The sequence below is a fragment of the Shewanella electrica genome (assembly GCF_022321485.1).
Classification (GTDB): Bacteria; Pseudomonadota; Gammaproteobacteria; order Enterobacterales; family Shewanellaceae; genus Shewanella; species Shewanella electrica.
The window spans coordinates 33997-56466 of the sequence record NZ_JAKOGG010000011.1 but is presented as its reverse complement, the minus strand read 5'-3'; the positions used below and the strand labels follow the sequence as shown (position 1 = coordinate 56466).

General features: G+C 50.9%; 21 protein-coding genes. 12 read left to right on the top strand and 9 right to left on the bottom strand.

Annotation, left to right across the window (positions count from 1 at the left end; genetic code table 11):
* Positions 1-67: 67 nt before the first annotated feature.
* Positions 68-1684: a BamA/TamA family outer membrane protein gene (locus L9G74_RS14455; protein WP_238897126.1), complete on the bottom strand. Its 1617-nt coding sequence runs from the start codon at positions 1682-1684 to the stop codon at positions 68-70.
* A gap of 94 nt (positions 1685-1778) precedes the next feature.
* Positions 1779-2999 carry a threonine/serine exporter family protein gene (locus tag L9G74_RS14450; RefSeq protein WP_238897125.1) on the bottom strand — a complete coding sequence of 407 codons (1221 nt, stop codon included), beginning with the start codon at positions 2997-2999 and terminating at the stop codon, positions 1779-1781.
* Positions 3000-3143: 144 nt separating this feature from the next.
* Between L9G74_RS14450 and L9G74_RS14445 the strand changes: the two genes are divergently transcribed.
* Entirely contained in the window at positions 3144-3554 is a 411-nt protein-coding gene (locus L9G74_RS14445) for an MAPEG family protein (RefSeq protein WP_238897124.1), read from the top strand.
* Between the two features lie 123 nt (positions 3555-3677).
* Positions 3678-6011, top strand: a complete 2334-nt coding sequence (locus tag L9G74_RS14440; RefSeq protein WP_238897123.1) for a YgiQ family radical SAM protein — start codon at positions 3678-3680, stop codon at positions 6009-6011.
* Positions 6012-6155: 144 nt separating this feature from the next.
* On the opposite strand, the gene L9G74_RS14435 is transcribed toward L9G74_RS14440, so the two are convergent.
* The gene (locus L9G74_RS14435) at positions 6156-6806 is read right to left on the bottom strand and encodes a glutathione S-transferase family protein (protein WP_238897122.1); all 651 of its coding nucleotides are present in this window, start codon (positions 6804-6806) and stop codon (positions 6156-6158) included.
* Positions 6807-6820: 14 nt separating this feature from the next.
* On the bottom strand, positions 6821-7342 hold the full coding sequence (locus L9G74_RS14430; protein WP_238897121.1) for a GNAT family N-acetyltransferase: 522 nt from the start codon (positions 7340-7342) through the stop codon (positions 6821-6823).
* A 259-nt stretch (positions 7343-7601) separates the two neighbouring features.
* Here L9G74_RS14430 and L9G74_RS14425 point away from each other — a divergent pair, with 259 nt between their 5' ends.
* The gene (locus L9G74_RS14425) at positions 7602-8639 is read left to right on the top strand and encodes an acyltransferase family protein (RefSeq protein WP_238897120.1); all 1038 of its coding nucleotides are present in this window, start codon (positions 7602-7604) and stop codon (positions 8637-8639) included.
* A 415-nt stretch (positions 8640-9054) separates the two neighbouring features.
* Here L9G74_RS14425 and L9G74_RS14420 read toward each other — a convergent pair whose 3' ends face one another.
* The 3 genes from L9G74_RS14420 to L9G74_RS14410 all read right to left on the bottom strand — a co-directional run bounded on the left by L9G74_RS14420 (position 9055) and on the right by L9G74_RS14410 (position 10883).
* Complete coding sequence (locus L9G74_RS14420) at positions 9055-9606, bottom strand: YSC84-related protein (protein ID WP_438944576.1); 552 nt, start codon at positions 9604-9606, stop codon at positions 9055-9057.
* A gap of 414 nt (positions 9607-10020) precedes the next feature.
* Positions 10021-10413: a nitrous oxide-stimulated promoter family protein gene (locus L9G74_RS14415; RefSeq protein ID WP_238897119.1), complete on the bottom strand. Its 393-nt coding sequence runs from the start codon at positions 10411-10413 to the stop codon at positions 10021-10023.
* A gap of 110 nt (positions 10414-10523) precedes the next feature.
* Complete coding sequence (locus L9G74_RS14410) at positions 10524-10883, bottom strand: DsrE/DsrF/TusD sulfur relay family protein (RefSeq protein WP_238897118.1); 360 nt, start codon at positions 10881-10883, stop codon at positions 10524-10526.
* Positions 10884-11080: 197 nt separating this feature from the next.
* On the opposite strand from L9G74_RS14410, the gene L9G74_RS14405 reads away from it, so the two are divergent.
* The 8 genes from L9G74_RS14405 (at position 11081) to L9G74_RS14370 (ending at position 16292) form a co-directional block, all read left to right on the top strand.
* Complete coding sequence (locus tag L9G74_RS14405) at positions 11081-11938, top strand: hypothetical protein (RefSeq protein ID WP_238897117.1); 858 nt, start codon at positions 11081-11083, stop codon at positions 11936-11938.
* Positions 11939-12008: 70 nt separating this feature from the next.
* Entirely contained in the window at positions 12009-12308 is a 300-nt protein-coding gene (locus L9G74_RS14400) for a hypothetical protein (protein WP_238897116.1), read from the top strand.
* Entirely contained in the window at positions 12305-13762 is a 1458-nt protein-coding gene (locus tag L9G74_RS14395; protein ID WP_238897171.1) for a protein adenylyltransferase SelO, read from the top strand. The genes L9G74_RS14400 and L9G74_RS14395 overlap by 4 nt, the downstream gene beginning before the upstream one ends.
* 13 nt (positions 13763-13775) lie before the next feature.
* Positions 13776-14087: a DUF3630 family protein gene (locus tag L9G74_RS14390; protein WP_238897115.1), complete on the top strand. Its 312-nt coding sequence runs from the start codon at positions 13776-13778 to the stop codon at positions 14085-14087.
* The gene (locus L9G74_RS14385) at positions 14084-15073 is read left to right on the top strand and encodes a serine/threonine protein kinase (RefSeq protein ID WP_238897114.1); all 990 of its coding nucleotides are present in this window, start codon (positions 14084-14086) and stop codon (positions 15071-15073) included. The genes L9G74_RS14390 and L9G74_RS14385 overlap by 4 nt, the downstream gene beginning before the upstream one ends.
* A gap of 104 nt (positions 15074-15177) precedes the next feature.
* Positions 15178-15786, top strand: a complete 609-nt coding sequence (locus tag L9G74_RS14380; RefSeq protein WP_238897113.1) for a thiol:disulfide interchange protein DsbA/DsbL — start codon at positions 15178-15180, stop codon at positions 15784-15786.
* Between the two features lie 13 nt (positions 15787-15799).
* Entirely contained in the window at positions 15800-15988 is a 189-nt protein-coding gene (locus L9G74_RS14375) for a hypothetical protein (RefSeq protein ID WP_238897112.1), read from the top strand.
* 79 nt (positions 15989-16067) lie between these two features.
* Positions 16068-16292, top strand: coding sequence for a DUF1107 domain-containing protein (locus tag L9G74_RS14370; protein ID WP_238897111.1), 225 nt, complete (start codon positions 16068-16070; stop codon positions 16290-16292).
* On the opposite strand, the gene L9G74_RS14365 is transcribed toward L9G74_RS14370, so the two are convergent.
* Positions 16285-16488 (bottom strand): cell division protein ZapB, encoded by a 204-nt coding sequence (locus tag L9G74_RS14365; RefSeq protein ID WP_238897110.1) that lies wholly within the window; start codon positions 16486-16488, stop codon positions 16285-16287. The two genes, L9G74_RS14370 and L9G74_RS14365, sit on opposite strands and share 8 nt — an antisense overlap.
* Positions 16489-16742: 254 nt before the next feature.
* Between L9G74_RS14365 and L9G74_RS14360 the strand changes: the two genes are divergently transcribed.
* Positions 16743-17831 carry a branched-chain amino acid aminotransferase gene (locus L9G74_RS14360; RefSeq protein ID WP_238897109.1) on the top strand — a complete coding sequence of 363 codons (1089 nt, stop codon included), beginning with the start codon at positions 16743-16745 and terminating at the stop codon, positions 17829-17831.
* Positions 17832-17895: 64 nt separating this feature from the next.
* Here L9G74_RS14360 and L9G74_RS14355 read toward each other — a convergent pair whose 3' ends face one another.
* A complete protein-coding gene (locus L9G74_RS14355) occupies positions 17896-22353 on the bottom strand; it encodes an EAL domain-containing protein (RefSeq protein WP_238897108.1) in 4458 nt (1485 codons plus the stop codon).
* Between the last annotated feature and the right edge of the window lie 117 nt (positions 22354-22470).

Sequence of the window (22470 nt, the reverse complement as noted above, 5' to 3'; positions counted from 1 at the left end):
CATACTAATCTCCTGCCGCTGAGTTTGCAGCTAGATTCAGCGTGAGCCTGTGTGTGGTAACAAGTTGTTAAAATTGCCGTTTCACTTCGAAACGCCATTCCCAGCCATCCACATGTTCACTGTCCTTAAACGGCATGCTGAAGTCGATGTGGACCACATTGCCGTAACTCGAACGTGACGAATAGATGCGTGCGCCCACACCGACGGCGCCAATGGGGCCACTGATTTCATTGTGTTCGGCTAGCTCGCCACCATAAGCGCGGCCGACATCGACAAAGGCGACCCAACCCAGTTCAGCCAATTGATATAAGTTGATGTTGGGATAATTACGCAGCTCGGCGGTGAATAACCATTGCTGATCGCCCAACTGAAACTCGTTGGGATAACCGCGCACGCCGTTGGCATCGCCGAGGCCTGCTGGCCAGTCAAGGTAGCGGTTTTTACTGGTTTGCAGCCGTAGATGAGAGTAGGCCACCCACTTGCGGTTAAAACGATAAAAATACTCGGCGTTGGTGCTGGCACTGTAAAAATTGACTTGGGTTGTCCCGCGGGTCAACTGCAACTCGGCATTTAATAGCAGCAGTTGCTGCTCACTGCTGTAGCCGCGCGAAGTCTCCCACCAGAAGTGATAACCCAATCCGTCATTGTCATGGGTTTCGAGACCAATTTTGGCGGAATGATGCCAGCCCAAATTAAGGTCTTCGTTATAGTTAATCAGATGAATGTTTTGCAGCACCACAAAGTCATCTTGCAGGTATTCCCATGAGAGCCACGGGTAAAGAAACTCACGATCTTGCGGGATAGGAATGCGGGTACGGCTCCCTTCGCTGTCAAAGTCGTGAAAATCTTGGGTGATGCCGACCCGTAAACGCTGTCGCGCGCTGGCGGATTCAGCAAATTTCACGCCCCAAAACAGGTTATTAAACTCGGCGCGTTCGCGATACTCACTGACATCTTCGCCGTTCTGCCTGAAGGTATTAATGCGGTTATTGCGGCTGTAACTGGCGCCGTAGCTATAGTTGTCGGCCAAGGTGTAAAACGGTTTTTTAAAGGCCAGAAAAGCAGCGGTGCCATCGTTATTACTGGTAAAGTCACCGGCGATTTCGCCATGTTTTACCCAAGAGATCGGCGCCTCCACTTTAATTTTATAGCCGTTACGGTCTTCGTCGGTTTGGTATTCCAATTCACTTTGAATCCCCGAGCCGAGAATGTTGTCGTCCTTTATACCGAGTGCAAAGTGGTTTTTACCGCCAGAGCGGCCAAAGTCGATGGTGGGCAATAGCGACCATTGGTCCCACGTTTCTACCAGAATATTGACGGTGCCTTGTTGTGATTGGACACTCGGGTCGGCTTCAGCCACGCGAATGCGCGCATCACGCAGATAGGGCTCGGCACGCAGAATACGCTGCGCTTCATCTAAGGTTTTACGAGTGACGATGTCGCCTTCATGAAAGCTCAGGCGATCGCGAATCACGTATTCGCGGGTGTTCACGTGCAGGGCGTTGGCCCAGTGATGCAGAAAAATGGCGTTATCGGCCGATTCATCAAAAATCGGGTTGCTGAGTACGATGATCTTGCCGACCTGATATTGCAACTCTTCTGCGTGGATTGGGGCTGTGGCTGCAATAACAGAACAACTGACCAAACAGGCAATCAGCAGTACGACTCGGCAGCAATTCGGCATAGGCGTCTCCCCAAACGCGGCACAAAAATGGCCGACGTTTTAAAAGGATAGACGCTTTTTTGTAATGAAGTTGTTAAATTGAGCCGTTATTTCGCTAAAGTGTTGAGCGCGGCGGAATCACCACGTTAGAAAAAATCAAACCTGCGATCAACGACATAAAAATCAAGAACAGTTGTGGCCCTAGGTGCGACATGTTCAGCATGCTTTCGCCGGAGATAAAGGCGTTCAGCCCCATGTAAGTCTTGCTGCCCGGCACCAGAATCACTATGCCTTGTAGCAGTGCGATCGACGCCGGTGCTTTAGTCCAGCGCGAAAACAGGTTGGCATAAATCCCCACCACTAGCGCACCGACGAAGATACCGATGGAGTCTCCCAAATAAATCCCCCCCGCCATGGCGGAGAAAAACGCCAGCACCCCAGCAAACACACCCCAAGGGGCATCTTTAAGGCGCGCTTTAAAGATAAATACCAGCGCTGAAGAAAGCAGCGGCACCGCCAACCAACTGGCCCAACGCGGCAAAGGCAGCGGCTCAATAAACAGATATTCACCGAAAATGGCATTGCCGATAGCTACCCCCAGCACCGCACCAAAATACAGCTTAAACAGCAACATCACCGCGTCCATGATGCGCATGGTGCCAGACATTAAGTCGCGCGCGGCCAGTTCAGCTAAACCGAGTGTCAGTGCCAAACCGGGAATAAACACAATGATACCGGAGAGGATCACTACTGGAATATTGATCGAGGCGTCAAACTGGCTGATCACGCAGGCAGCTAAGCCCGCCACCAGCGACGCCACTGGCTCCAGAGTTTCCGCCATTCGTTTCGATGTCTCAGCGCGATAGGCCAAACTGTACACCAACATGCCGACCACGCCCGACCAAAACACATCGTTCCAGCTGGTGGCCATCAACATGGCAAAGGCGGCAGCCGAGGTGCCAAAGGCGCATAAGGTGAGCAGCGGGCCATAAGGATTGGGTTTGTTGGCAATTTCCTCCAACCGCTCCATCGCTTCGGCCAAAGTGCGTTGGCCGGTGCGCAGCTCCTCCACCAATTCATCGGTACGTGCCAGCGAGCCTAAATCCAGCTCGCCCGGTTTTACCCTAGCGACATGGTTATACTCTTGGTCGGTATCGTGTTGCAGTACAAAGGTCATCGAGGTGGGCGAAATCAGAAAGTAACCATCTAAGCCCAAGGTGAGCGCCACGGTTTGCAGATGGGTTTCGAGCCGATAGGCGGGCGTGCCAAATTTATGCAGCGCTTTACCGAGCTTGATAATGAAACGGCGTTTTTCGATAAATTCCAGATTATCCACAGTAAAACCTGTCAAAAGGGGGCTAGCCAACTGGCGCGCATTGTATGTAACTGTGCGATAAAAGGCAGCATGACACAATAAATTAATTTTTGATAAACAATGTCATACTTAGCTGCATCAATTTGGTTTCAAGGAGAATGAACGATGACATTTTATATTTCAGGGTTATACGCAGGGCTGACAGGCTTACTGTTGTTAGTGCTCAGTGCGTTTGTGGTCGCGGTGCGCGCAAAAACCAAAGTCGGGATTGGTGATGGTCAGCAACCCGCGTTAGTGGCTGCAATGCGCGCCCAAGGTAATTTGATCGAATACGCACCATTGGTGTTGTTATTGCTGGTGATGGCGGAAGCGGCGCATTTAAACGCCATGTGGTTACACATCATCGGTGTAGTGTGGTTGGTGGGCCGTATACTGCATGCGTTCGGCATGATTACCGCACAGGGCAATGTGCATCCGGGGCGGCTCGTTGGCATTCTGCTGACATGGATAACCTTACTGGTGTTGAGCCTACTTAACTGCTGGTATTGGGCGGCAAGTTACTGGCTGGCAAGCTAACCACTTTTTGCGGTAAAAATGCGGTTTTTGCTGAAATATTGTTCACACTGAATTGCGGGGTACTGTTATACTCCGCGCCCCTGACAAACGTTGTCAGTCAGTAGATTTTTACGGGTCAAGTTCATGCAAGTCGAATCCACGTTATTCCACCACAAACCCTATCGCGCTGACCTCAAGCCTGCGCCTTTTTTGCCTATGTCGAAAAAGGAGATGCAGCAACTTGGGTGGGACAGTTGCGACATTATTGTGGTTACCGGCGATGCTTATGTTGACCATCCTAGCTTTGGGATGGCGGTGATTGGACGTCAGTTGGAGGCACAAGGATTCCGTGTCGGCATTATTTCCCAGCCAGATTGGCTTAATAAAGATGACTTTATGCAGCTCGGGCGGCCGAACCTGTTTTTCGGCGTCACTGCCGGCAACATGGACTCGATGATCAACCGCTACACCGCCGACCGAAAGTTGCGTCACGACGACGCTTACACGGCGGGTAACGTGGGCGGTAAACGCCCAGACCGAGCGGTGACGGTGTATACCCAACGCTGCAAAGAAGCCTACAAAGATATTCCGGTAGTGATTGGTGGTATCGAGGCCAGTTTGCGCCGTATTGCCCATTACGATTACTGGCAAGACAAGGTGCGCCGCAGCGTGTTGTTTGACGCCAAAGCGGACATGTTGATCTACGGTAACGCCGAGCGACCATTGGCCGAAGTGGCACATCTCTACGCCCGTGGCGCCTCGTTGGACGAGATGCAAAACGTGCGTGGTACGGCGGTGTTGCGCCGCGAAGCGCTGCCAGAATGGCGTGGCGTTGATTCACGTAAAATCGACCAGCTGCACAAAATCGACCCGATCCCAAATCCTTATGGTGCTGATGATGTGGGGTGTCAAAACTTGTCTGGCCCAAGCGGTGTGCAAACCTTTGCGAGCGACGCCGCGCAGCCGATTAGCGTGCAACCGCCTAAACCACGGCCGTGGGAAAAAACCTACGTGCTGCTGCCAGCGTTTGAACGTGTCAGTGAAGACCGTTTTCTGTACGCGCACGCCTCGCGGGTGTTGCACCAAGAAACCAACCCAGGTTGCGCGCGCGCGTTATTTCAGATGCACGGCGACCGTGGCGTGTGGGTGAACCCGCCAGCGTTTCCACTGAATACCGACGAGATGGATGCAGTGTTTGATCTGCCGTATCAGCGTGTGCCGCATCCGGTCTACGGCAAGGAAAAAATCCCCGCCTACGACATGATCAAAACCTCCATCAACATTATGCGTGGTTGTTTTGGTGGTTGTTCGTTCTGCTCGATTACCGAGCATGAAGGCCGCATCATTCAAAGCCGTTCGCAAGAGTCGATTATTAAAGAGATCAAAGAGATCCAAGCCAAAGTGCCGGGATTTACCGGGGTGATTTCCGATCTCGGCGGCCCAACCGCCAACATGTATCGCTTGGGCTGTAAGAGTGAAAAAGCGGAAAAAACCTGTCGTCGGCTGTCGTGTGTTTATCCGGCCATTTGTGGTCACTTAGATACCGACCATCAACACACCATCGATCTGTATCGTGCCGCCCGTGACGTGCCCGGCATTAAGAAAATATTGATCGCCTCTGGCGTGCGCTATGATTTGGCAATTGAAGATCCGCGCTATGTGAAGGAATTGGCTAAACACCATGTCGGCGGCTATCTGAAGATTGCCCCAGAGCATACCGAAGAAGGGCCGTTGTCGAAGATGATGAAGCCCGGCATGGGCACCTATGATCGTTTCAAAGAACTGTTTGACCAATATTCCAAAGAAGCAGGAAAAGAGCAGTTCTTGATCCCGTACTTTATCTCGGCGCACCCCGGCACCAAAGATGAGGATATGCTCAATCTGGCGCTGTGGCTGAAAGAGCGTAAATTCAAGCTGGATCAAGTACAGAACTTTTATCCGTCGCCGATGGCCAACGCGACCACCATGTATCACACCGGTCTCAACTCGCTGCGCAACGTAAAGCATGACAGTGAAGAGGTGCCGATTGCCAAAAAAGGCCGTCAGCGTCGCTTGCACAAGGCACTGCTGCGTTATCACGATCCTGCTGGTTGGCCGCTGATCCGTGAAGCCTTAGTGGCGATGAAGCGTGAAGATTTGATTGGTACCGGTCCGCAGCATCTGGTGCCGCCAGAAGGTCGCGCCGAGCAGTTTGCCCGCCAAAATGGTGCTAAACCCGCGAAAGGCCAGCAAGGTCTGACGCGCTTTAGCGCTAACCAGTTTACTCAAGCTGGGCCGGGCAAAGCCGCGAAAGGCGATGCCAAAGCCGCCAACGGCAAAGGCAATGGCGGCACAGGCAGCCATGGTCAAGCGGGCAAAGCGGCGGGTAACGGTCAAGCCAACAAAGGCGGCAACAATGCTAGCCGTGGTAATCCGCGTCCGGGCGCACGGCCCAAATTTGGCACTAAACCGGCGGCACAAAAAGCCAAACAACGCTAATTTGCGCGCCGCTTATAAAGAGTGTCAATAAGCTTTGGCGACAGGCTGGCTGGATAAGCCAGCGCCATGCAAAGCAGTGTCCTTAAATAAATAACGCCAGCGAAATGCTGGCGTTATTGTTGGTGGCGGCGGTTAGCTGGCGTGTTATTTAGCGCGAGTATCGGCTTGCTGATGCGCTGGACGTGCTGCCACTTTTTCTAAATAGGCCGTGATATGTTCCAAGCCACTGACATCGGCGCGATTGGCAGCAAAACGCAGTGCCAACTCCATTTGAAAATCGGCGCCGCTGATGCTGTCGCCCGCAAACCATTCATGGTCTTTGAGCCAAGCGTCAATTAGTTCAAGTTGCGGTTGCAAGCGCGGCATAATAAAGCCTTGGTCGATGCCATCCATCAACTTGCGCGCAATCGGTTTGACGAAGAACGGCATCGGCCGATCTTTGACTTTGCCCAGCACCAAACGCAGCACCAACAGTGGCATCATCGAGCCTTCGGCAAAATGCATCCAGTAGCGATAGTCGAGCAGCGCTTGGCCTGATGTAGGCCGATATTGGCCCTCGGTGTCATACTTATCGAGCAGGTATTCAATAATGGCACCCGATTCGGCCACGGTGATTTCGCCATCGGTGATGACCGGTGATTTACCTAACGGATGTACCCGTTTTAGTGCTGCCGGCGCGCCATAGGTTTTGGGATCACGGCGATAGGTGATGATCTCATACTCCACACCAAGCTCTTCTAGGAGCCAAATGACGCGAAATGAACGGGATAATTCGAGGTGATGTACTTTTATCATAGCTGTCCGTCAGTTTAGTGTTTCGGCAAGTAGTTTGATGCTCGCAATGAGGTCAATACATGGTCTTGCCACTCGCCATTAATACACAGGTATTCCTTGGCAAGCCCTTCATGTTCAAAGCCCAGCCGCTGTAGCAGTTTCGCTGAGCGAGCGTTATGCGGAATGTAGTTTGCCATAACACGATGCAGCTTAAGGCGATTAAAAGCAAATGCCAATGCGGCATGGCACAGCTGCGGCATCAGCCCCTGACCTTGGTAATCAGCATCAATGCCATAGCCCATATAGCAGGCCTGAAACGGCCCAAGCACCACGTTACTTAGCGCACAATGCCCAATAATGCGCTGCTCGTGTTCCAACGCAAACCAATATTCGTTGCGCGGCTCGGCAAACATATGATTCAGCCGCTGTTGCCAGTTGGCCGGGCTGTGAAAGCCGGTTGGGCGTAATGGGTCCCACGGTTTAAAGTGCGGCTGATTGCGTAGAAAATAATCCGATAATCGCGCTGCATCGGTTTTATCTATTGCACGAGCTTTCATGAGACTGTCCTTTCTGTATAGGCTGCAGAAATTGTCGTTTTTTTTGTTAGTTAAATGTTGTGATTTGGCGCGGTAATTCTAGCAACAAAAACGGTTTAACATAATGAAATTATTAGCGAATAATTATTATTTGCGTATATATTGCCTCGTCGAAAAAAAACGTTATTATCAAGCCTGTACAGCATTCCATCAGCCTTTCAGCAGCACGATTATTCTCCTATTTGTTTGTTTTCCTTTCTCCAACATCATCGAGGGCAACATGCGTCAGAAACAGTTAGAGTTTGTTTACATGCGGGGCGTCGCCATCATGCTGATTGTGGCGGGGCATAGTATTTATAATTCAGGCGAAGGCTTTCCGCTGTTACTGGAAAATCTGCTGCGTGGTGGTACCGCGTTATTTGTGTTTATCTCGGGCTATTTTTTCCACCGAGTATTCTACAAACGCTTCGAATTCCGCAGCTTTATGCAGAACAAAGTCAACAACGTGCTGTGGCCGTTTTTGATTGTCTCATTTGTCGGTTTATTTGCGCTGATCCCGCAGTGGATCGAGCTAGATAATCATACCCTATCGCAGATCCCGCTCGATATGTGGTATACGCTGCGCAATGGTTATGTGTTGTATCCGCATTGGTATATTCCATTCATTTTATTGGTGTTTTTAATCTCACCTGTGTTTATGTCTTACATCAAATGCTCCGCTAAAGCGCGGTGGCTGATGTTATTGGCATTGTCGCTGGTGGCTATTGTGGTGCAGCGGCCGATTGGTAACGTGAACGTGTTGCAGTCGGTACTGTATTTCACGCCATTTTACATGCTGGGTATTTGCTACTCGCAAGACGACAGCCGCTTGGCGAGCATCAAAATGCCGCTGCGGTGGATTTCTTGGCTAGTGTTGGCAGTTACCTTAGTGATGCAAACGTATGTGGAAGGGCACTTAGGTAATTACCACAAAGATTTTTGGCAATATACCGGTATTGATTGGCAGTTTATTCAGAAAATGGCGCTGTGTGTGTTGGCATTGCAGGGCTGTGAATGGTTAGCACAAGGCAAAGAGATGCCATGGCTGACCCGCTTGGCTGATATGAGTTTTGCTATCTTCTTCCTGCATCCACTGCTGACGATTGCGATTGGTGTGGTATCGCATTTGCTGCACTTTAAATTAGCGCCGGGGTCGGCGGTCACGTCAATTGCCTATTCATTAGTGCTCTTCACCGTACAGTTATGGGGCAGTGTGTGGTTGGCATTGTGGTTGAAGCGCTGCTTTGGTGAGCGCAGTAAAACTGTGATGGGTTGGTAAGAGATTAGCCGTAAGCGGTAAGCGGTAAGCCGTAAGCGGTAAGAGGTAAGAGATTAGCCGTAAGCCGTAGCGGTAAGAGATGAGTCATAAGTCAAAGCTCCCATTGGGAGCTTTACTTTTATGGGCGCTGCGTGAGTTGGCGGAACGAGATTGAGGTGAAGCTGCTGTGCCGTGTGGTTATTCACCCATCTTCCCCATCACCGTATTCAAGTGGAGTACGTCGCGCTCTGTTATTGGTTGGCGAGATGGCAAGCCAATATGCGGGGTAAGATTCGTCGCTGATGTGGCAATTGCATCCGTTGGCGTATCGTTAAGCTGCTGCCAATACTTGTGACAGATTGACAATATGAACGCTGACCTTGCATTGCGGCCACAAAAAAGGGAGGCGATGCCTCCCTTAATTAGACGTTAGCGGTTAACGTTGTTCGTAAGTAAACGATTGTCCCGCGAGTGCCGCTTCAAACATCAAGCCACCTTTAGCTGCGGTAAACACCGCCATGCCGTTGATATAGGCTGCGGTCGCAGATTGATTGCCACCGTGCTGGCCGGCGCCGACAGAGTTACCTGTGGTGCCTGCTTGGGCATTGGCGCCCACATTAATGGCAACCGCTGATGCTTGGGCGCCAAACTCAAAGCTGCCGCTGGTGAAATCGTTGTATGATTTGGCGTCTTTAAAGAAGATGATTTCGCTATAGGCTTGACCACCCAGTTGAAAGCCAATCGACAGTTGGGTCAGAGTGGAGTTACCGGTGTAAACGCCGCCACGATAGACGCGGCCTTTGCCATAAGCTGCGCCAATACCGATACCGCCTTTACCTACGGTAGGGAAGACGGCGTAGCCGTAGGCGGAGTCAAAAAACTTTTGAGTTTCAGATGCTTTTTGGAATTCAGCCAATGCTGCACCGTAGCTATCATCCGCCGCTGCGCTGGTGGCGAGTAATGCGCCGGTCAACATCGTTACCATCATTACGGTGAATTTCTTAAAAAATGTCATAAGCACCTCCATTCTGTATTTTCATCTTTAGTGCTGACGGCCTAAGATTACCTATGCCGCATCAAATTCCTAGTCACTGATACAGAAAAAGCATCGTTGAGCGTTCATTTTGCTTTTACTGTCAGGGTCGATTCAGTTTATTTAATTGATTTGTTTAACAGATATTGCGTTTACGTCATTGAGATCTGCCCGACAGTTTCGTCTTTTGTAACTCACATAAGGATACGCTAGTCGTGACTTTTGCACCTCAGCTTTATGCAGCGGCAGGCAAGAATATTTGCTGCAGTGGCGTTAATCACAGCAATAATGACTAAACCGCCAGCAGCAGCGGTAGCGCCTTATTCACTGATTGGTTGATGGAGCGCATAGGGTTACTGAAGCTGGCCGCTATTTGGCGGGATCATCGGTTTGCGAGCGCAGGTAACGCTGAGACTGATTACGCGGCGGTTGTGCCGGAAATGGGCGCCGTTCGCGCCGCAGATGCCGCAGCGCCAGTAACGGATGGCGCAGTAACATGCGCGGGCCACTGTAACGCATAATGTGTTGTATCGCGGCTTTGGGGTCGGGCTTGTAACAATGGATGGGGCAATGGCGGCAAGCGGGTTTGTTATGCCCATAAGGACAGCGATCTAAGCGAGTTTCGGCATATTTCAGCAGCGCTTGGCATTCTTGGCATAATGCGCTGCCGTTGGGATGATGATGAACGCGGCAATATAGCTCGGCCATCGCCGCTATGGTGGCTAATTCAGTGGCAAGTTCACCGGTCAGCACTGCAGTCATCGCCTGTCTCCGCTTTGGATTTAGCCAAAGTGTAGCGACAGGCGAGTTCAGGCAACAACCGTGCTGCACGGGAACTTAGAACATGCGCACAAAATAGATGTTTAAGCGGGTTAGATGTGCATCACCTTATCAGCGGCTAAGGTCCATTGGGTGAGATCGCCCAAGGTGCCAATCTCGGCGCCTTCTACTAACATGCTGGCGTTGACTCCACGAGCATCCGCGCAGGTTTTACATAATTTTACAGCCACCTGCTGAGCCAGTAGAATCTCTAACATCTGTTGTAAGTTATAGGTGAGATCAGGCGTGCTTTGGCCTTTCACCGCACTAAATACCGCATCAGACATCAGAAACAGTTTTAGCTCCACCGGTTCGTCAGCGAGTTCCTTGAGTGCTACCGCGATGCGCAATGCATTGAACATTTTTTCTGAGCCATAGGGACTGGCGTGCGCCACAATCAGAACTTTTTGCATGGCTATTGCTCCATTAGTAAAAAATTGCGCACTCAGTGTAACAGCTTGTACCCGTTGCAAAAGCGCGCGTAGCCCGCTATAGCAAAATGTGTGCTCTAATGGATTTGTTACATTAACGCCTTGAATTGGAAAATTTATTGCTCTAAAAAGAGCTATAAATACTACTACAGCAACGACTTAATTGAAGGAACCACTTCATGATGCCTTATATTCTCCTGCTGCTGTTGGTGTGTGTGGGGATTTTCTTATATGTTCGCACCAAAAAGTTGGCCGAGCAGGAAAAACATCACCACCATCATCAAGCCGCACCTGAAACGCATACCGAAACCGCCGCAGAGCCCGCCGTTGCCGATGCGCAGTTTAGTGAACAAGATGTCCTGCCAGAGCCAGAGCCAGAGCCAGAGCCAGAGCCAGAGCCAGAGCCAGAGCCAGAGCCAGAGCCAGAGCCAGAGCCAGTGAAAGCGGAAACCGTGGTGGAAGTGATGGCCGCTGAAGCTGAGCCGGTGTCGTTGGATTCAGCCCTTGAGCCGGTTGCTCCCGTCAGCCAAGCTGAGTTGCATGCTGCCGAAGCCGAAGCCGAAGCCGAAGCCGAAGCCGAAGCCGAAGCCGAAGCCGAAGCCGAAGTTCATCAAGTATCGCCTTTAGCCAGCGCCGATGTTAGCTGGGGCAACGCCTCGCTGAAAAAAGCGGTAGAGAAATGGCAAACCGCCAGCACCCCCGTAACGCAACACGACGCGCTGTTGGCGGTGATTGGCGAGTGTTACAAACAACGTAAAAACGCGCCATATTTGGCACTGGGCACCCAACTGGCTGCCGAGTATCCGAGTGTCTTTGCCGCCAGCCGTGAGGTGCAACTCAAGCGCACGCCAAAAGCGGAACTCAAAGGTGTTGGCTTTATGCAGTTGTCGACCTTGTGTAACGACAGCGGCGACTTTGTCAGCGCCATTGCCTTGTGCCAACAAGCTATTGATTACGGCTTGCAAGATGGCACCGTTAGCGGCTTTGAAGGCCGTATGCTGCGCATTGAAAAAGCGCGAGCTAAAGCCAATGATTAACCGGCTTTGAATTGAACGAGGGTGGTCAGCAGACCACCCTTTTTATTGCAATCACATAGGAGAAGCAGTCATGCGTATTGCGATAATTATAGCGGCGGCGCTGCTGATGTTGATGGTCGGCGGTTGCAGCAAGCCCCCCGCTTGGACCTTGTTTTATTACTCTGGTCAAACAACGGTGCCGGAAGGCGAGCATTACCACGCCATCAAAGGTTATTACCAAGATTTAGCGCAGTGTAAAAAGAAAGCTGAAGGATTGGAGTTTCTCACAGAAACTCCCTCGGTTTATCAATGCGGCTTTCAGTGTCAGCTTGATGAGCATGATGTGGTAAAGTGTGACCAATGGCACACTTTTACGCCCAAGCAACCATGAAGTTAAAGCAAGATTTTTTTGAGCAACTCGACGGCTTTTACCAGCAGGTGTTACCCACGCCGCTGCCTGCACCGCATTGGCTGCTGTGGAGCGATGACGCCGCCGCGCTGATTGGCCTACAACAGCCCAATGATGAGCTGCTGCAAGTGTTCTCCGGTAATCAGCGTCACGCGGAAGCGCAATACTATGCCCAAGTTTATAGCGGCCACCAGTTTGGCGGTTATTCACCACAGCTTGGCGATGGTCGCTCGATCATTCTCGGTGAGGCGGTTGGCCCTCATGGCAGTTGGGATGTGGCGCTTAAAGGCGCTGGACCTACACCATTCTCTCGCCGTGGCGATGGTCGCGCGGTAACACGTTCGGCAGTGCGTGAGTTTTTAGTGTCTGAAGCGCTGGCGGCGCTGAATATTCCCACCACTCGCGCGTTGGCGGTGATTGGTTCTGAACTGCCAGTGTGGCGTGAAACGCTGGAAAAGGGCGCGACGACGGTGCGTTTGGCACGCAGCCATATCCGCTTTGGTCACTTTGAACATAGCTTTTACGCTTTTGACGGCGAACAGCAAACCGACCGAGTGAAACGGCTCGCTGATTTTGTTATCACCCAACATTTCCCACAATTTAGCTGTGACCGCGCCGGTTATAAAGCATGGTTTACTAAGGTGGTGCAACTCACCGCCCGCTTGATTGCCAAGTGGCAAGCCTTTGGCTTCGCCCACGGGGTGATGAACACCGATAACATGTCGATCCTCGGCGACAGTTTTGATTTTGGCCCGTTCGCCTTCTTGGATACCTTCCAAGAAAACTTTATCTGCAACCATTCCGATCCCGATGGCCGCTACGCTTATGGTCAGCAACCCGGCGTGGGGCTGTGGAATCTACGTTGTTTGGCGCAAGCGCTGACGCCGCTGCTAAGCAGTGATGATCTGGTCGATGGCTTACGCGCCTATCAACCCGCACTGGTGGCGGAATATGTCGAGCTAATGGCTGGCCGATTGGGCTTTGCGCCACAGTTGGATGATTCACATGCGATGGATTTTGACCTGCAACTGATTGGCGGCTTTACCCAATTGCTCGAACAACAACGGCTGGATTACACCAACACCTTGCGGCAGTTTGGCGCCATCGCCGCGACGGAAAACGCCACTGCACTGCGGGACGAATTTGTTGATACGCACGCGTTTGATGGCTGGTGGCAACACTATTGTGACCGGGTCGGGCGGGTAGACGATATCGGCAGTTGGCAGCAAGCACGGCGTTTGGCGAGCCCGAAATATATTCTGCGTAACTACCAAGCGCAGCAAGCCACCGAACAAGCGCTTGCTGGCGATCTCAGCGGTCTTCAAACCCTGCAACAACTGCTGCAAAAGCCCTTTGACGAACAGCCTGAGCTGGCTCATTATGCGGCGCGTCCCCCACAATGGGGTGAAGGGTTAATTATGTCGTGCAGCAGTTAAAGGACAAAAAATCATGAGTAATTCTGCGTTGGCCGCCGTGTCTGATCTGCGGCTGGATCGCGACAATGTCAGTTTGTCGATGAGCGCCGACATCGACTTTGATGCCTTTGCAGCGCTGGCGGCAAAATTATGCCAAGCGATGGATCTGCGGGTGCTGGAACAACAGTGGGGGGCCGATCGTCATCAATGGCTGGTGGAGTTTGAAGGTAGCCGTCTGTGGCTCAACTTTGAGTTGTATGCGCGTTGTTGCTGGTTAAATAGCGATGACGCTGCCGATGTGGAAGTGCTAGCCTATCTGCAGTCGTTATTGGAGGCACAACTATGAGCAACTCCGCGTTTCATTTTGCGGGTTTGACACCTGATCTGATTTTAACGGCGATTGAATCTGTCGGTATCTATCCAGAAACTGGCTTAACCGCGCTAAATAGTTATGAAAACCGTGTGTACCAGTTTCGCTGTGACCGCGGTAACCGCTATGTGGTGAAGTTTTATCGGCCAGAGCGTTGGAGCAAGGCGCAGATCTTGGAAGAACACCAGTTTGCCGCTGAACTGCTTGCCGAAGAGTTTCCTATCGCTGCACCGGTGGTGATCGACGGCGCCACGCTGCATGAATACCAAGGTTATCTGTTCACCCTGTTTCCATCGATAGGCGGCCGTCAATTTGAGGTGGATAATCTCGACCAATTGTTTGAAGTCGGCCAGTTTATTGGCCGTATGCACCAGTACGCCAAAGGCAGTCGTTTCAGCCAACGTCGTAGCCTAACGCCAACCACCTTTGGCAGCGAGTCATTGGCGGTGCTGCAACAGTCTGATTTGCTCCCGGCACAGTGGCGCGAGCAAGTGCTCAGCAGTGCCACGGCGTTAGCAGAGGCGATTGAGCAGCAGTGGCACAAATCAACGCCCTCAGTAATGCGCTTACATGGCGACTTACACATCGGCAATATTTTGTGGACGCCAGATGGCCCAGGCTTTGTTGACCTCGACGATGCTTGTAACGGCCCAGCGGTGCAAGATTTGTGGATGATGTTGTCTGGTGAGCGCGATCAACAGCAGGCGCAATTGGCCGAGTTGGTGGAAGGCTACCAAGAGTTTTGCGATTTTCATCCCGCTGAACTGAAACTAATCGAGCCGCTACGTGGCTTGCGCATGCTGCACTATAACGCATGGTTGTGCCGTCGTTGGGATGATCCGGCATTTCCGCAGCATTTCCCATGGTTTGCCGAGCCACAATATTGGCAACAGCAATACCAGAGTTTTACTGAGCAGTTGCAGCGATTGTCGCAGCCGCCGCTGAGTTTAATCCCTTATTAGCGCACGCTAACGGAACTGAAGTGTTGTATTCAACTCAAAAGACACGCTATGTTATTGCCCAGCAAGAGTTTGCAGGTTTAGTTATTAAGAAGAAAGGAACGGTCATGAGAAAGATTTGGATGTTGGCAGCCTTGTTGTTGCTTCCGCTGGCAGCAAGTGCTGCAGAATTTAGAGAAGGTGTGAATTACAAGGTGATTAGCAGTGCGCCAGCCAGTGCCAAACCTAATGCCACAGAGTTTTTCTCCTACTACTGTCCACACTGCTATGTGTTCTCCAAAAAATATATTCCCCAGTTGGAAGCCAACCTGCCAGCGGGTATGGAGTTCAAACAGAATCACGTCGATTTTATCGGTAAAGAGATGGGCAAAGTGATGAGTCGCGCGTTTGCTATCTCAGAAGTGTTGGGTGTCACCGCACAAATCGAACCGCTGCTGTTCAGTGAAATCCATGAAAAGCGCCATAGCTTTAAATCACTGGAAGAGGTTAAAGCCTTTTATGTGGCGAACGGTGTCGATGCCAAGAAATTTGAGGCTGCCGCTGGTTCATTTATGGTGAACAGCATGGTCGACTCTATGAGTCGTGCCACACAAAACTCAGGTATCGAGGGCGTACCTGCGATTATCATTAATGATAAGTATCTGATTAAAAACGAATCATTGAAGTCATTTGAAGATATGATGGAATTGGTGACGTATCTGAGCACCTTGCCTTAGGGTAAGGTTGTCAGTGAAGGAAGCGATGCTGAGCATCGCTTTTTTTATGCAAAAAAAAACCGTACTACCTTACGGCGGCACGGATTTAGAGCCAAAGGCTCAGTTTTTTACCCTGAGTAACGTCAATAACTTAGCACTGCGTCAAAAAATTGGCAATATAAAAACTGGCAAATGTTTCAGGGCGTTACTATTCCACCGCTAAAATCGCAACTGGCGGATGAAACTAACCGTAGTGATCTGTGGTCAAACGTTTGGATTCAGCCGAAAACTAGGAGGGTTCAATGCGTGTTTTTCCGGTTTATGCCCCTAAACTCATTGCTAAGCATGCGCGGATTTTTATGCAAGGCGTTATCTGGGTGAAGGATTTAGGACGACTGGAATTTGAGCGAGGGCGGTTTTTGTTACCACAACATGCCGGACTGCCAAAGGTGAAGCAAGCGGTAATTGAGTTAAATCAACTGCTTGATTCGCAAACCAAGCAGTTATCTCTGAATGACACTAACTAATTTCGTGATTCAGTAATCCTACCAGACCTGACACTTTTTCGCTCCATGTCGTAAGGTCTTGCTGCAACTGCTCGTTTTTCTCTGTGAGCTGCTGATTTTTTGTTTTCTCTTCTTCAAGTTCCATTTTCAGCAGCTCGATATGCTCCAGCGCTGATTGAATTTTTTGTTCCAGTTGGGACAGTAATTCAAGGCTCATGGGGGAGTCCTCCTGGGTTAGTATAGGGATGGGATTTTAGCAGCCTGTTGACCATGCTGATAGCGGGCAAATTTTGACTGCTGCATTTATCACCGTACTTAACCCGCTGATACCACTAAGTGCAAGAGAAAACTGTGGTTGTTGACATTTGTTGCCAAAAAAATTTTCATCCTTTTGACAAAGCGGCCCAATGGCTATTGACTTTCAATCGTACGATTCCTAGTCTGCTTAGACGATAATTAGGGTTGTACACAATGGAAATCAAGTATTCTTTAAAACCTGCCGCAGAACGCCGTCAAGAGCAGTTCCGCCCAGAAGGTAATGTTGGGTTTGGTCGGCTACGCACTGATCATATGTTTTTGATGGATTATTATGACGGCGAATGGCGTGATCCACGCATCGTGCCGTATGGCCCATTTGAATTGGCACCTGGTGCAATGGCGTTGCACTACGGTCAGTCCATTTTCGAAGGCGCTAAAGCCTTTATGCATGACGATGGCGAGATTTACGCGTTCCGCATTAACAAAAATGCCGAGCGTTTAAATCGTTCTGCCGACATCCTTTGTATTCCGAATATTCCAGAAGTGGACCAACAGCAAGCGATTCAAGCGCTGCTGGATGTGGATCGTTTATGGTTCCCGATGCAAGATGGCGCGTGTTTGTACATTCGTCCATTCATTTTTGCTACCGAAGATCGCCTGTCTGTTAGCCCGTCAACACGCTACACCTTCTGCGTGGTGGTGAGCCCAAGTGGTGCTTACTACGGTAAAGATCTGAGCGCGATCCGTTTGCTGATCAGCAAAAAATATCACCGCGCAGTGCCTGGCGGTACTGGTGCGTCGAAAGCGTCGGGTAACTATGCTGCATCATTGCGTGCTGGCCGCGCTGCTGCTGAAGCCGGTGCGGCGCAAGTGCTATATCTGGACTCAACCAATACCTATCTGGAAGAAGCGGGCGCAATGAACCACTTCCATATCCTGAAAGATGGCACGGTGATTATTCCAGAGTTTACCGACACGATTCTGCGTTCAATCACCTCGCAATCGATCATCGAGCTGGCGCCAACCTTGGGCTGCGATGTCCGCCAAGAAACCATTAAGTTGGATGATTTCATCGCTGGTATTGAAGCGGGTGAAATTGTCGAAGCCGGTGGTTTCGGTACTGCGGCAGTGGTGTCTCCGGTAGGTTCGTACATCTTTGAAGATGGCCGAGTGGTGACCGTGGCTGATGGTCAAGTGGGTGATAATGTAAAACGCATTTACGACACTTACACCGCCATTCAAAAAGGCCATCACCAAGCGCCAGCGGGCTGGTTGCAAAAAGTGCCACACCTTGAGAAATAAGCCGCGTTAAGCGGTTGCGACGCGCTAAGACCTCAGCTTAACCGCTGGGGTCTTTTGTTTTGGATTAATGCGGAGTAGCGGCTTGCTGTTGCAGTAACAGTGCGAGGTAGTCAGCGGCGGGTAGCGGCTTACTGAGCAGGAAGCCCTGGATCTGGTCACAGCCTTGGCTAGCGAGGTACTGTAACTGCTCGTCGGTTTCTACCCCTTCGGCAACCACTTGCAGTTCTAAGCTGTGGGCGAGGGCGATAATGGCGCTGGTAATGGCGGCATCATCTGGATCTTCGGAAATATCGCGCACAAATTCACGGTCGATTTTCAGCGTATTGATGGGGAAACGTTTTAGGTAAGCCAAGCTGGAGTAGCCGGTACCAAAGTCATCAACCGCCAAGCTCAGCCCCAACGCTTCAAGGCGATTCAAGATAGCAATCGATTGCTTCGGATGTTTCATCACGGCGGATTCGGTCAGTTCAAGTTCTAGCAATTGCGCCGGCAGTTGGTACAGTTGCAAAATCTGTTCTATCTCTTCCAGCAGCTCGTGTTGTAGCTGTTTGGCGGAGATATTGACCGCGACAGGCAGCAGGGTAACGCCTTGTTGGCGCCATAGGTGTAACTGCTGTGCGACATGATCGAGTAACCACGAGCCTAAGCTAGTGATCAGGCCGGTTTCTTCGGCCAGCGGAATAAACTCAGCGGGCGATACTGGGCCGAGTTCCTCGCTGTGCCAACGCATTAGCGCTTCGCTGCCGATAATATTGCCCGTTTTAACGCAGTATTTAGGTTGATACACCACCCTTAACTCATTTTTACTGATCGCTTGTTTCAGTCCAGTTTCCAGCTGTAGATGGCGCACGGCGGAAACATTCATGTGGCTGCTGTAGAACTGGAAGTTATTACGTCCCATCGATTTGGCGTGATACATGGCAGTATCGGCATATTTCAGCAGTTCTTGCGCATCTAAGGTGTCATCGGGAGACAGGCTGATACCGATAGAGGTGGTGATATCTAGCGTGTTTTGCGATAGCTCAAATGGCTGATCGAGCACATGAATAATCTTCTCGGCAATCACTGTGGCGGCTTTGGCTTTGACAATGCCTTCGAGAATGATAGTGAATTCATCGCCACCGATACGCGCCACGGTATCACCTGCGCGCACAACGCCAGCTAAGCGTTGTCCCACCGCTTTAAGCAATTCATCGCCCACATGGTGGCCTTTGGAGTCGTTAATGGTTTTGAAGCGGTCAAGGTCAAGGAACAATAGCGCCACTTTGGTTTCTTGGCGTTGTGCCTGCTCTAGAGCGTGCTTGAGGCGCTCTTTAAATAAGGTACGGTTGGGCAGCCCTGTGAGTGGATCATAGTTGGCCAGCAGCCGCAGGTCTTCCTCTACTTTTTTACGATCAGTGATGTCGTTGAATACCATCACCAGATGGCTAGCTTCCGCTTTATGGTCAATCACTTGATTGACTTCTAACCACACCAGTATCACCTTGCCATCGGCTTGGCGTAGCTGAACTTCACCGGCCCAGTGGTGCTCCATCAACAAAATACGTTCGATATCGCGGTACACATTTATCGCATACAAACCACGCGTGAGTGCTAAGCAGTATTTGCCGAGAATGCGTGCTTCTTGATAGCCCATGGTGTCGGTAAAAGCGCGATTAACCGCGATGATGCGATAGTCCAAATCACAAATCACCACCGATTCATTCATACTTTCTAACACTTGATGTGACAGCAGCAGTTCATCTTCTTGCTGTTTACGGTCGGTAATATCGGTAAATGTGCCTGCCAAACGTACTGGTCTATTGTCGGCATCTACTTCGGTGATCTTGCCGCGATCCAAGCCCCAACGCCACACGCCATCAATCGAGAAACTGCGGTACTCCGCTTCAAAATAGGGCGTTTTTCCCACCAAATACGCCGTCATCGCTTGCTGCACTAACTCGCGGTCTTCGGGATGGATCAGTGCCAAATACTGGTGTCGATTGAGCTGTTGCGTGAGTTCTTTATCTTGGCTGAGATGGGTAATCGTCAAGATGCCGCTGGTAATCTTCCAATCCCACAAGCGATCACCTGAGCCCCATAGCGCCAGCTTAAAGCGCTCGTGAGAATCATTGATCTGCTGCTGTATCTGCTTTTCTTTATGCCATTTCTTCACGTAGTAGCGTGCAATCAGGCCAACCATCATGACGCTAAACAAGCAATACAAGGCGTAGGCTAATGGCGTGCGGTACCACGGCGCGATAATGGTGATGTTTGCCAGCTGTTGCTGATTAAACTCGGCACTGCCATTGAGTTTATGCCGTACCAGTAGTTGATAATGACCAGCGGGAACGGCGGTATAGCTGATCTCATTCATCGCTTCAAACGGGTGCCAGTTGCTTTCTAGCCCTTTGAGGAGAAAGCTATATTGGTGGTGATTGGGGTAGCTAAAGTCGATAGGGGTGACTTTGAAACTCAGCAACTCATTACTGTATGGCTGGACAATGTCGGTGAGGTTATTAAAGCTGTAGAACGGGTATTGCTGTTCACCGATACGATAACTCGCCAACGCAATCTCAACATCTTGCCGTGCTGCTGGGATCTTGTCTGGCTGAAAGTAGTTGAGGCCGTTGATGCCGCCAAACCAGATGGTGCCATCGCGATCTTGCCAACGCACGCCACCGTTAAACTCCGGTGACTGTAGCCCTTCATTCTCATTAAAACTGAGGAATTGTCCGGTAGTGACATCCAGACGGCTGACGCCGGTATTACTGGTAAACCATAAGTTGCCTTGGCTATCGTCAGCCAACGCATAAACCGTGTTGTTGGGCAGTTTATGGACGGCGCTATAGTTGGTGATCTTGCCGTCTTGCAGCAGGACCACTCCACCATGGGTGGCAATCCAGATGTTGCCGTTAGCCATCTCTAATACATCTCGTACTATCGGATGTGGCAGTTGCTGTGGTGAAAAGTAGTGCAGCAACTCGCCGTTGGCGGCTAATTGGTATAGGCCATTCATGGTCATCACCCATAAACCACTGGCCGTTTTCCGCAGATTGAGAATGGCGTTATTTGGCCGATCCGTGGCGTATTGCAAGCTGACATGTGTGAGTTGCTGGCTGGTGATATCGTAGCGGTAGAGTGCAGTTCCTGAGGTAAACCACAGCTGCTGCGCCGCACTATCTACGCTCAGTGCGCGAATTTGGCTGATGGTCGGCGGTAGGGCAACTCGGCGCAGCGTAGCAGGTAAGGTGAGCTGGAATAAGCCGGTGCTGGTGGCTAACCACAGGCTGTCGTCGCTGGCGTTAGCAATATCCAATACTCGCAGATTGTCGGTGGCTTCGGCACCAATCAGCGGGGTAAACAGCGTATTGAGCGGGGTAAAATTGCCAACATCGTCTAGGCGAAACAGGCCCGCATCGTTGGTGCCAATGTACATTTGCCCATCTGCCGCACGGCTGATAGCGCGAATATTGTTGTTACGCCTGAGCAACTGAGTATCGGTTTTGTTGTAGAGGTGGGTAAAGTATTGCCGTTCAATATTGATACGGTTAAGGCCAGAGTAATAACTGCCTACCCATAAGTTTCCCTGCCGATCTAATAACAAGCTGGTGATGTCGTTATCGCTGAGGCTATCTTGCTCATCGGGTTGGTGCTGGATCTTTTCTAGTAGCCACTGGCCTTGTCGCGGCATCAGGTGGATCAGGCCCGTCCCGATACCGCCGAGCCACACGCCATGCTGATTATCGAACACAAAGGCGCGTATCGATTGGCGATGGTCGGTTAGCTGAAAAATGCGTTGCGGCGGTTGCTCGATGTTGGCATAGCGCCAAAGTTGATTGCCGAGCGCTAGCCACACTGAGTGATCTGCGGCGATGCGTGCGTGACTAATCTGCTCGGCCCCATCGGGCAGCGTAAACGGGCTAAAGTGACCATCACGATAGAGAAACGCACCGTGGCGTTCGGTGCTGACGAGTAACGTATTTGCATCCACGCTGAGGATGTACGTTACCACCGGGTTGTTGAGCATGCCTAACTCAACTCTGGTCAATTGCAGTGGCGCCGATTGGCGGTAAAGACCATCGTCGGTGGCCGCCCAGAGTTGGCCGTTAAACATGGCTAATCGGTACACGTGCAGCTTAGCGGTTCGATTTTTAATGGTTAGCTGCTGAAACTCACCGGTGGTTAAGTCCAACGCGTTCACGCCACCGCTGACGGTAGCCAGCCATAAGGTATTGTCTTGTTGCAGCATATCAGTGACAAAGGCATCACTGATGCTGTGGGGGTTATCTGCTTGCGGTAGGAACAGGGTAAAGTCAGTACCGTTATAACGATGTAATCCATCTTGGGTGCCTACCCACAGCATGCCGCTGTTGCTTTCGAATAAGCTGTAGACGCTGTTTTGATGCAGCCCATCTAGGCTGTTGATATGTTGAAAGCGATATTTCTGTGAGGTAGCGGCTGCACTCGGCCAACAGCATATCGCTGCGCCGACAATCAACATCCATTGGCAGAACACTCGAAACAACGTCAACTCTGTCATCTAGGTTTGTAAAGTTTGTAACATACCTTATAACAAATGTAGTTGATACGGCTTTATCACTACATAAATAAAAAAGGCCTTGCCGGAAGGGGAGGAAGCAAGGCCTTTTTGGCTTGA

Bases quoted from the DNA above. Each gene is read 5' to 3' on its own strand.
- L9G74_RS14455 (WP_238897126.1), bottom strand. From the start codon at position 1,684: ATGCCGAATTGCTGCCGAGTCGTACTGCTGATTGCCTGTTTGGTCAGT.
- L9G74_RS14445 (WP_238897124.1), top strand. From the start codon at position 3,144: ATGACATTTTATATTTCAGGGTTATACGCAGGGCTGACAGGCTTACTG.
- L9G74_RS14440 (WP_238897123.1), top strand. From the start codon at position 3,678: ATGCAAGTCGAATCCACGTTATTCCACCACAAACCCTATCGCGCTGAC.
- L9G74_RS14435 (WP_238897122.1), bottom strand. From the start codon at position 6,806: ATGATAAAAGTACATCACCTCGAATTATCCCGTTCATTTCGCGTCATT.
- L9G74_RS14430 (WP_238897121.1), bottom strand. From the start codon at position 7,342: ATGAAAGCTCGTGCAATAGATAAAACCGATGCAGCGCGATTATCGGAT.
- L9G74_RS14425 (WP_238897120.1), top strand. From the start codon at position 7,602: ATGCGTCAGAAACAGTTAGAGTTTGTTTACATGCGGGGCGTCGCCATC.
- L9G74_RS14420 (WP_438944576.1), bottom strand. From the start codon at position 9,606: ATGATGGTAACGATGTTGACCGGCGCATTACTCGCCACCAGCGCAGCG.
- L9G74_RS14415 (WP_238897119.1), bottom strand. From the start codon at position 10,413: ATGACTGCAGTGCTGACCGGTGAACTTGCCACTGAATTAGCCACCATA.
- L9G74_RS14410 (WP_238897118.1), bottom strand. From the start codon at position 10,883: ATGCAAAAAGTTCTGATTGTGGCGCACGCCAGTCCCTATGGCTCAGAA.
- L9G74_RS14405 (WP_238897117.1), top strand. From the start codon at position 11,081: ATGATGCCTTATATTCTCCTGCTGCTGTTGGTGTGTGTGGGGATTTTC.
- L9G74_RS14400 (WP_238897116.1), top strand. From the start codon at position 12,009: ATGCGTATTGCGATAATTATAGCGGCGGCGCTGCTGATGTTGATGGTC.
- L9G74_RS14395 (WP_238897171.1), top strand. From the start codon at position 12,305: ATGAAGTTAAAGCAAGATTTTTTTGAGCAACTCGACGGCTTTTACCAG.
- L9G74_RS14390 (WP_238897115.1), top strand. From the start codon at position 13,776: ATGAGTAATTCTGCGTTGGCCGCCGTGTCTGATCTGCGGCTGGATCGC.
- L9G74_RS14385 (WP_238897114.1), top strand. From the start codon at position 14,084: ATGAGCAACTCCGCGTTTCATTTTGCGGGTTTGACACCTGATCTGATT.
- L9G74_RS14380 (WP_238897113.1), top strand. From the start codon at position 15,178: ATGAGAAAGATTTGGATGTTGGCAGCCTTGTTGTTGCTTCCGCTGGCA.
- L9G74_RS14370 (WP_238897111.1), top strand. From the start codon at position 16,068: ATGCGTGTTTTTCCGGTTTATGCCCCTAAACTCATTGCTAAGCATGCG.
- L9G74_RS14365 (WP_238897110.1), bottom strand. From the start codon at position 16,488: ATGAGCCTTGAATTACTGTCCCAACTGGAACAAAAAATTCAATCAGCG.
- L9G74_RS14360 (WP_238897109.1), top strand. From the start codon at position 16,743: ATGGAAATCAAGTATTCTTTAAAACCTGCCGCAGAACGCCGTCAAGAG.
- L9G74_RS14355 (WP_238897108.1), bottom strand. From the start codon at position 22,353: ATGACAGAGTTGACGTTGTTTCGAGTGTTCTGCCAATGGATGTTGATT.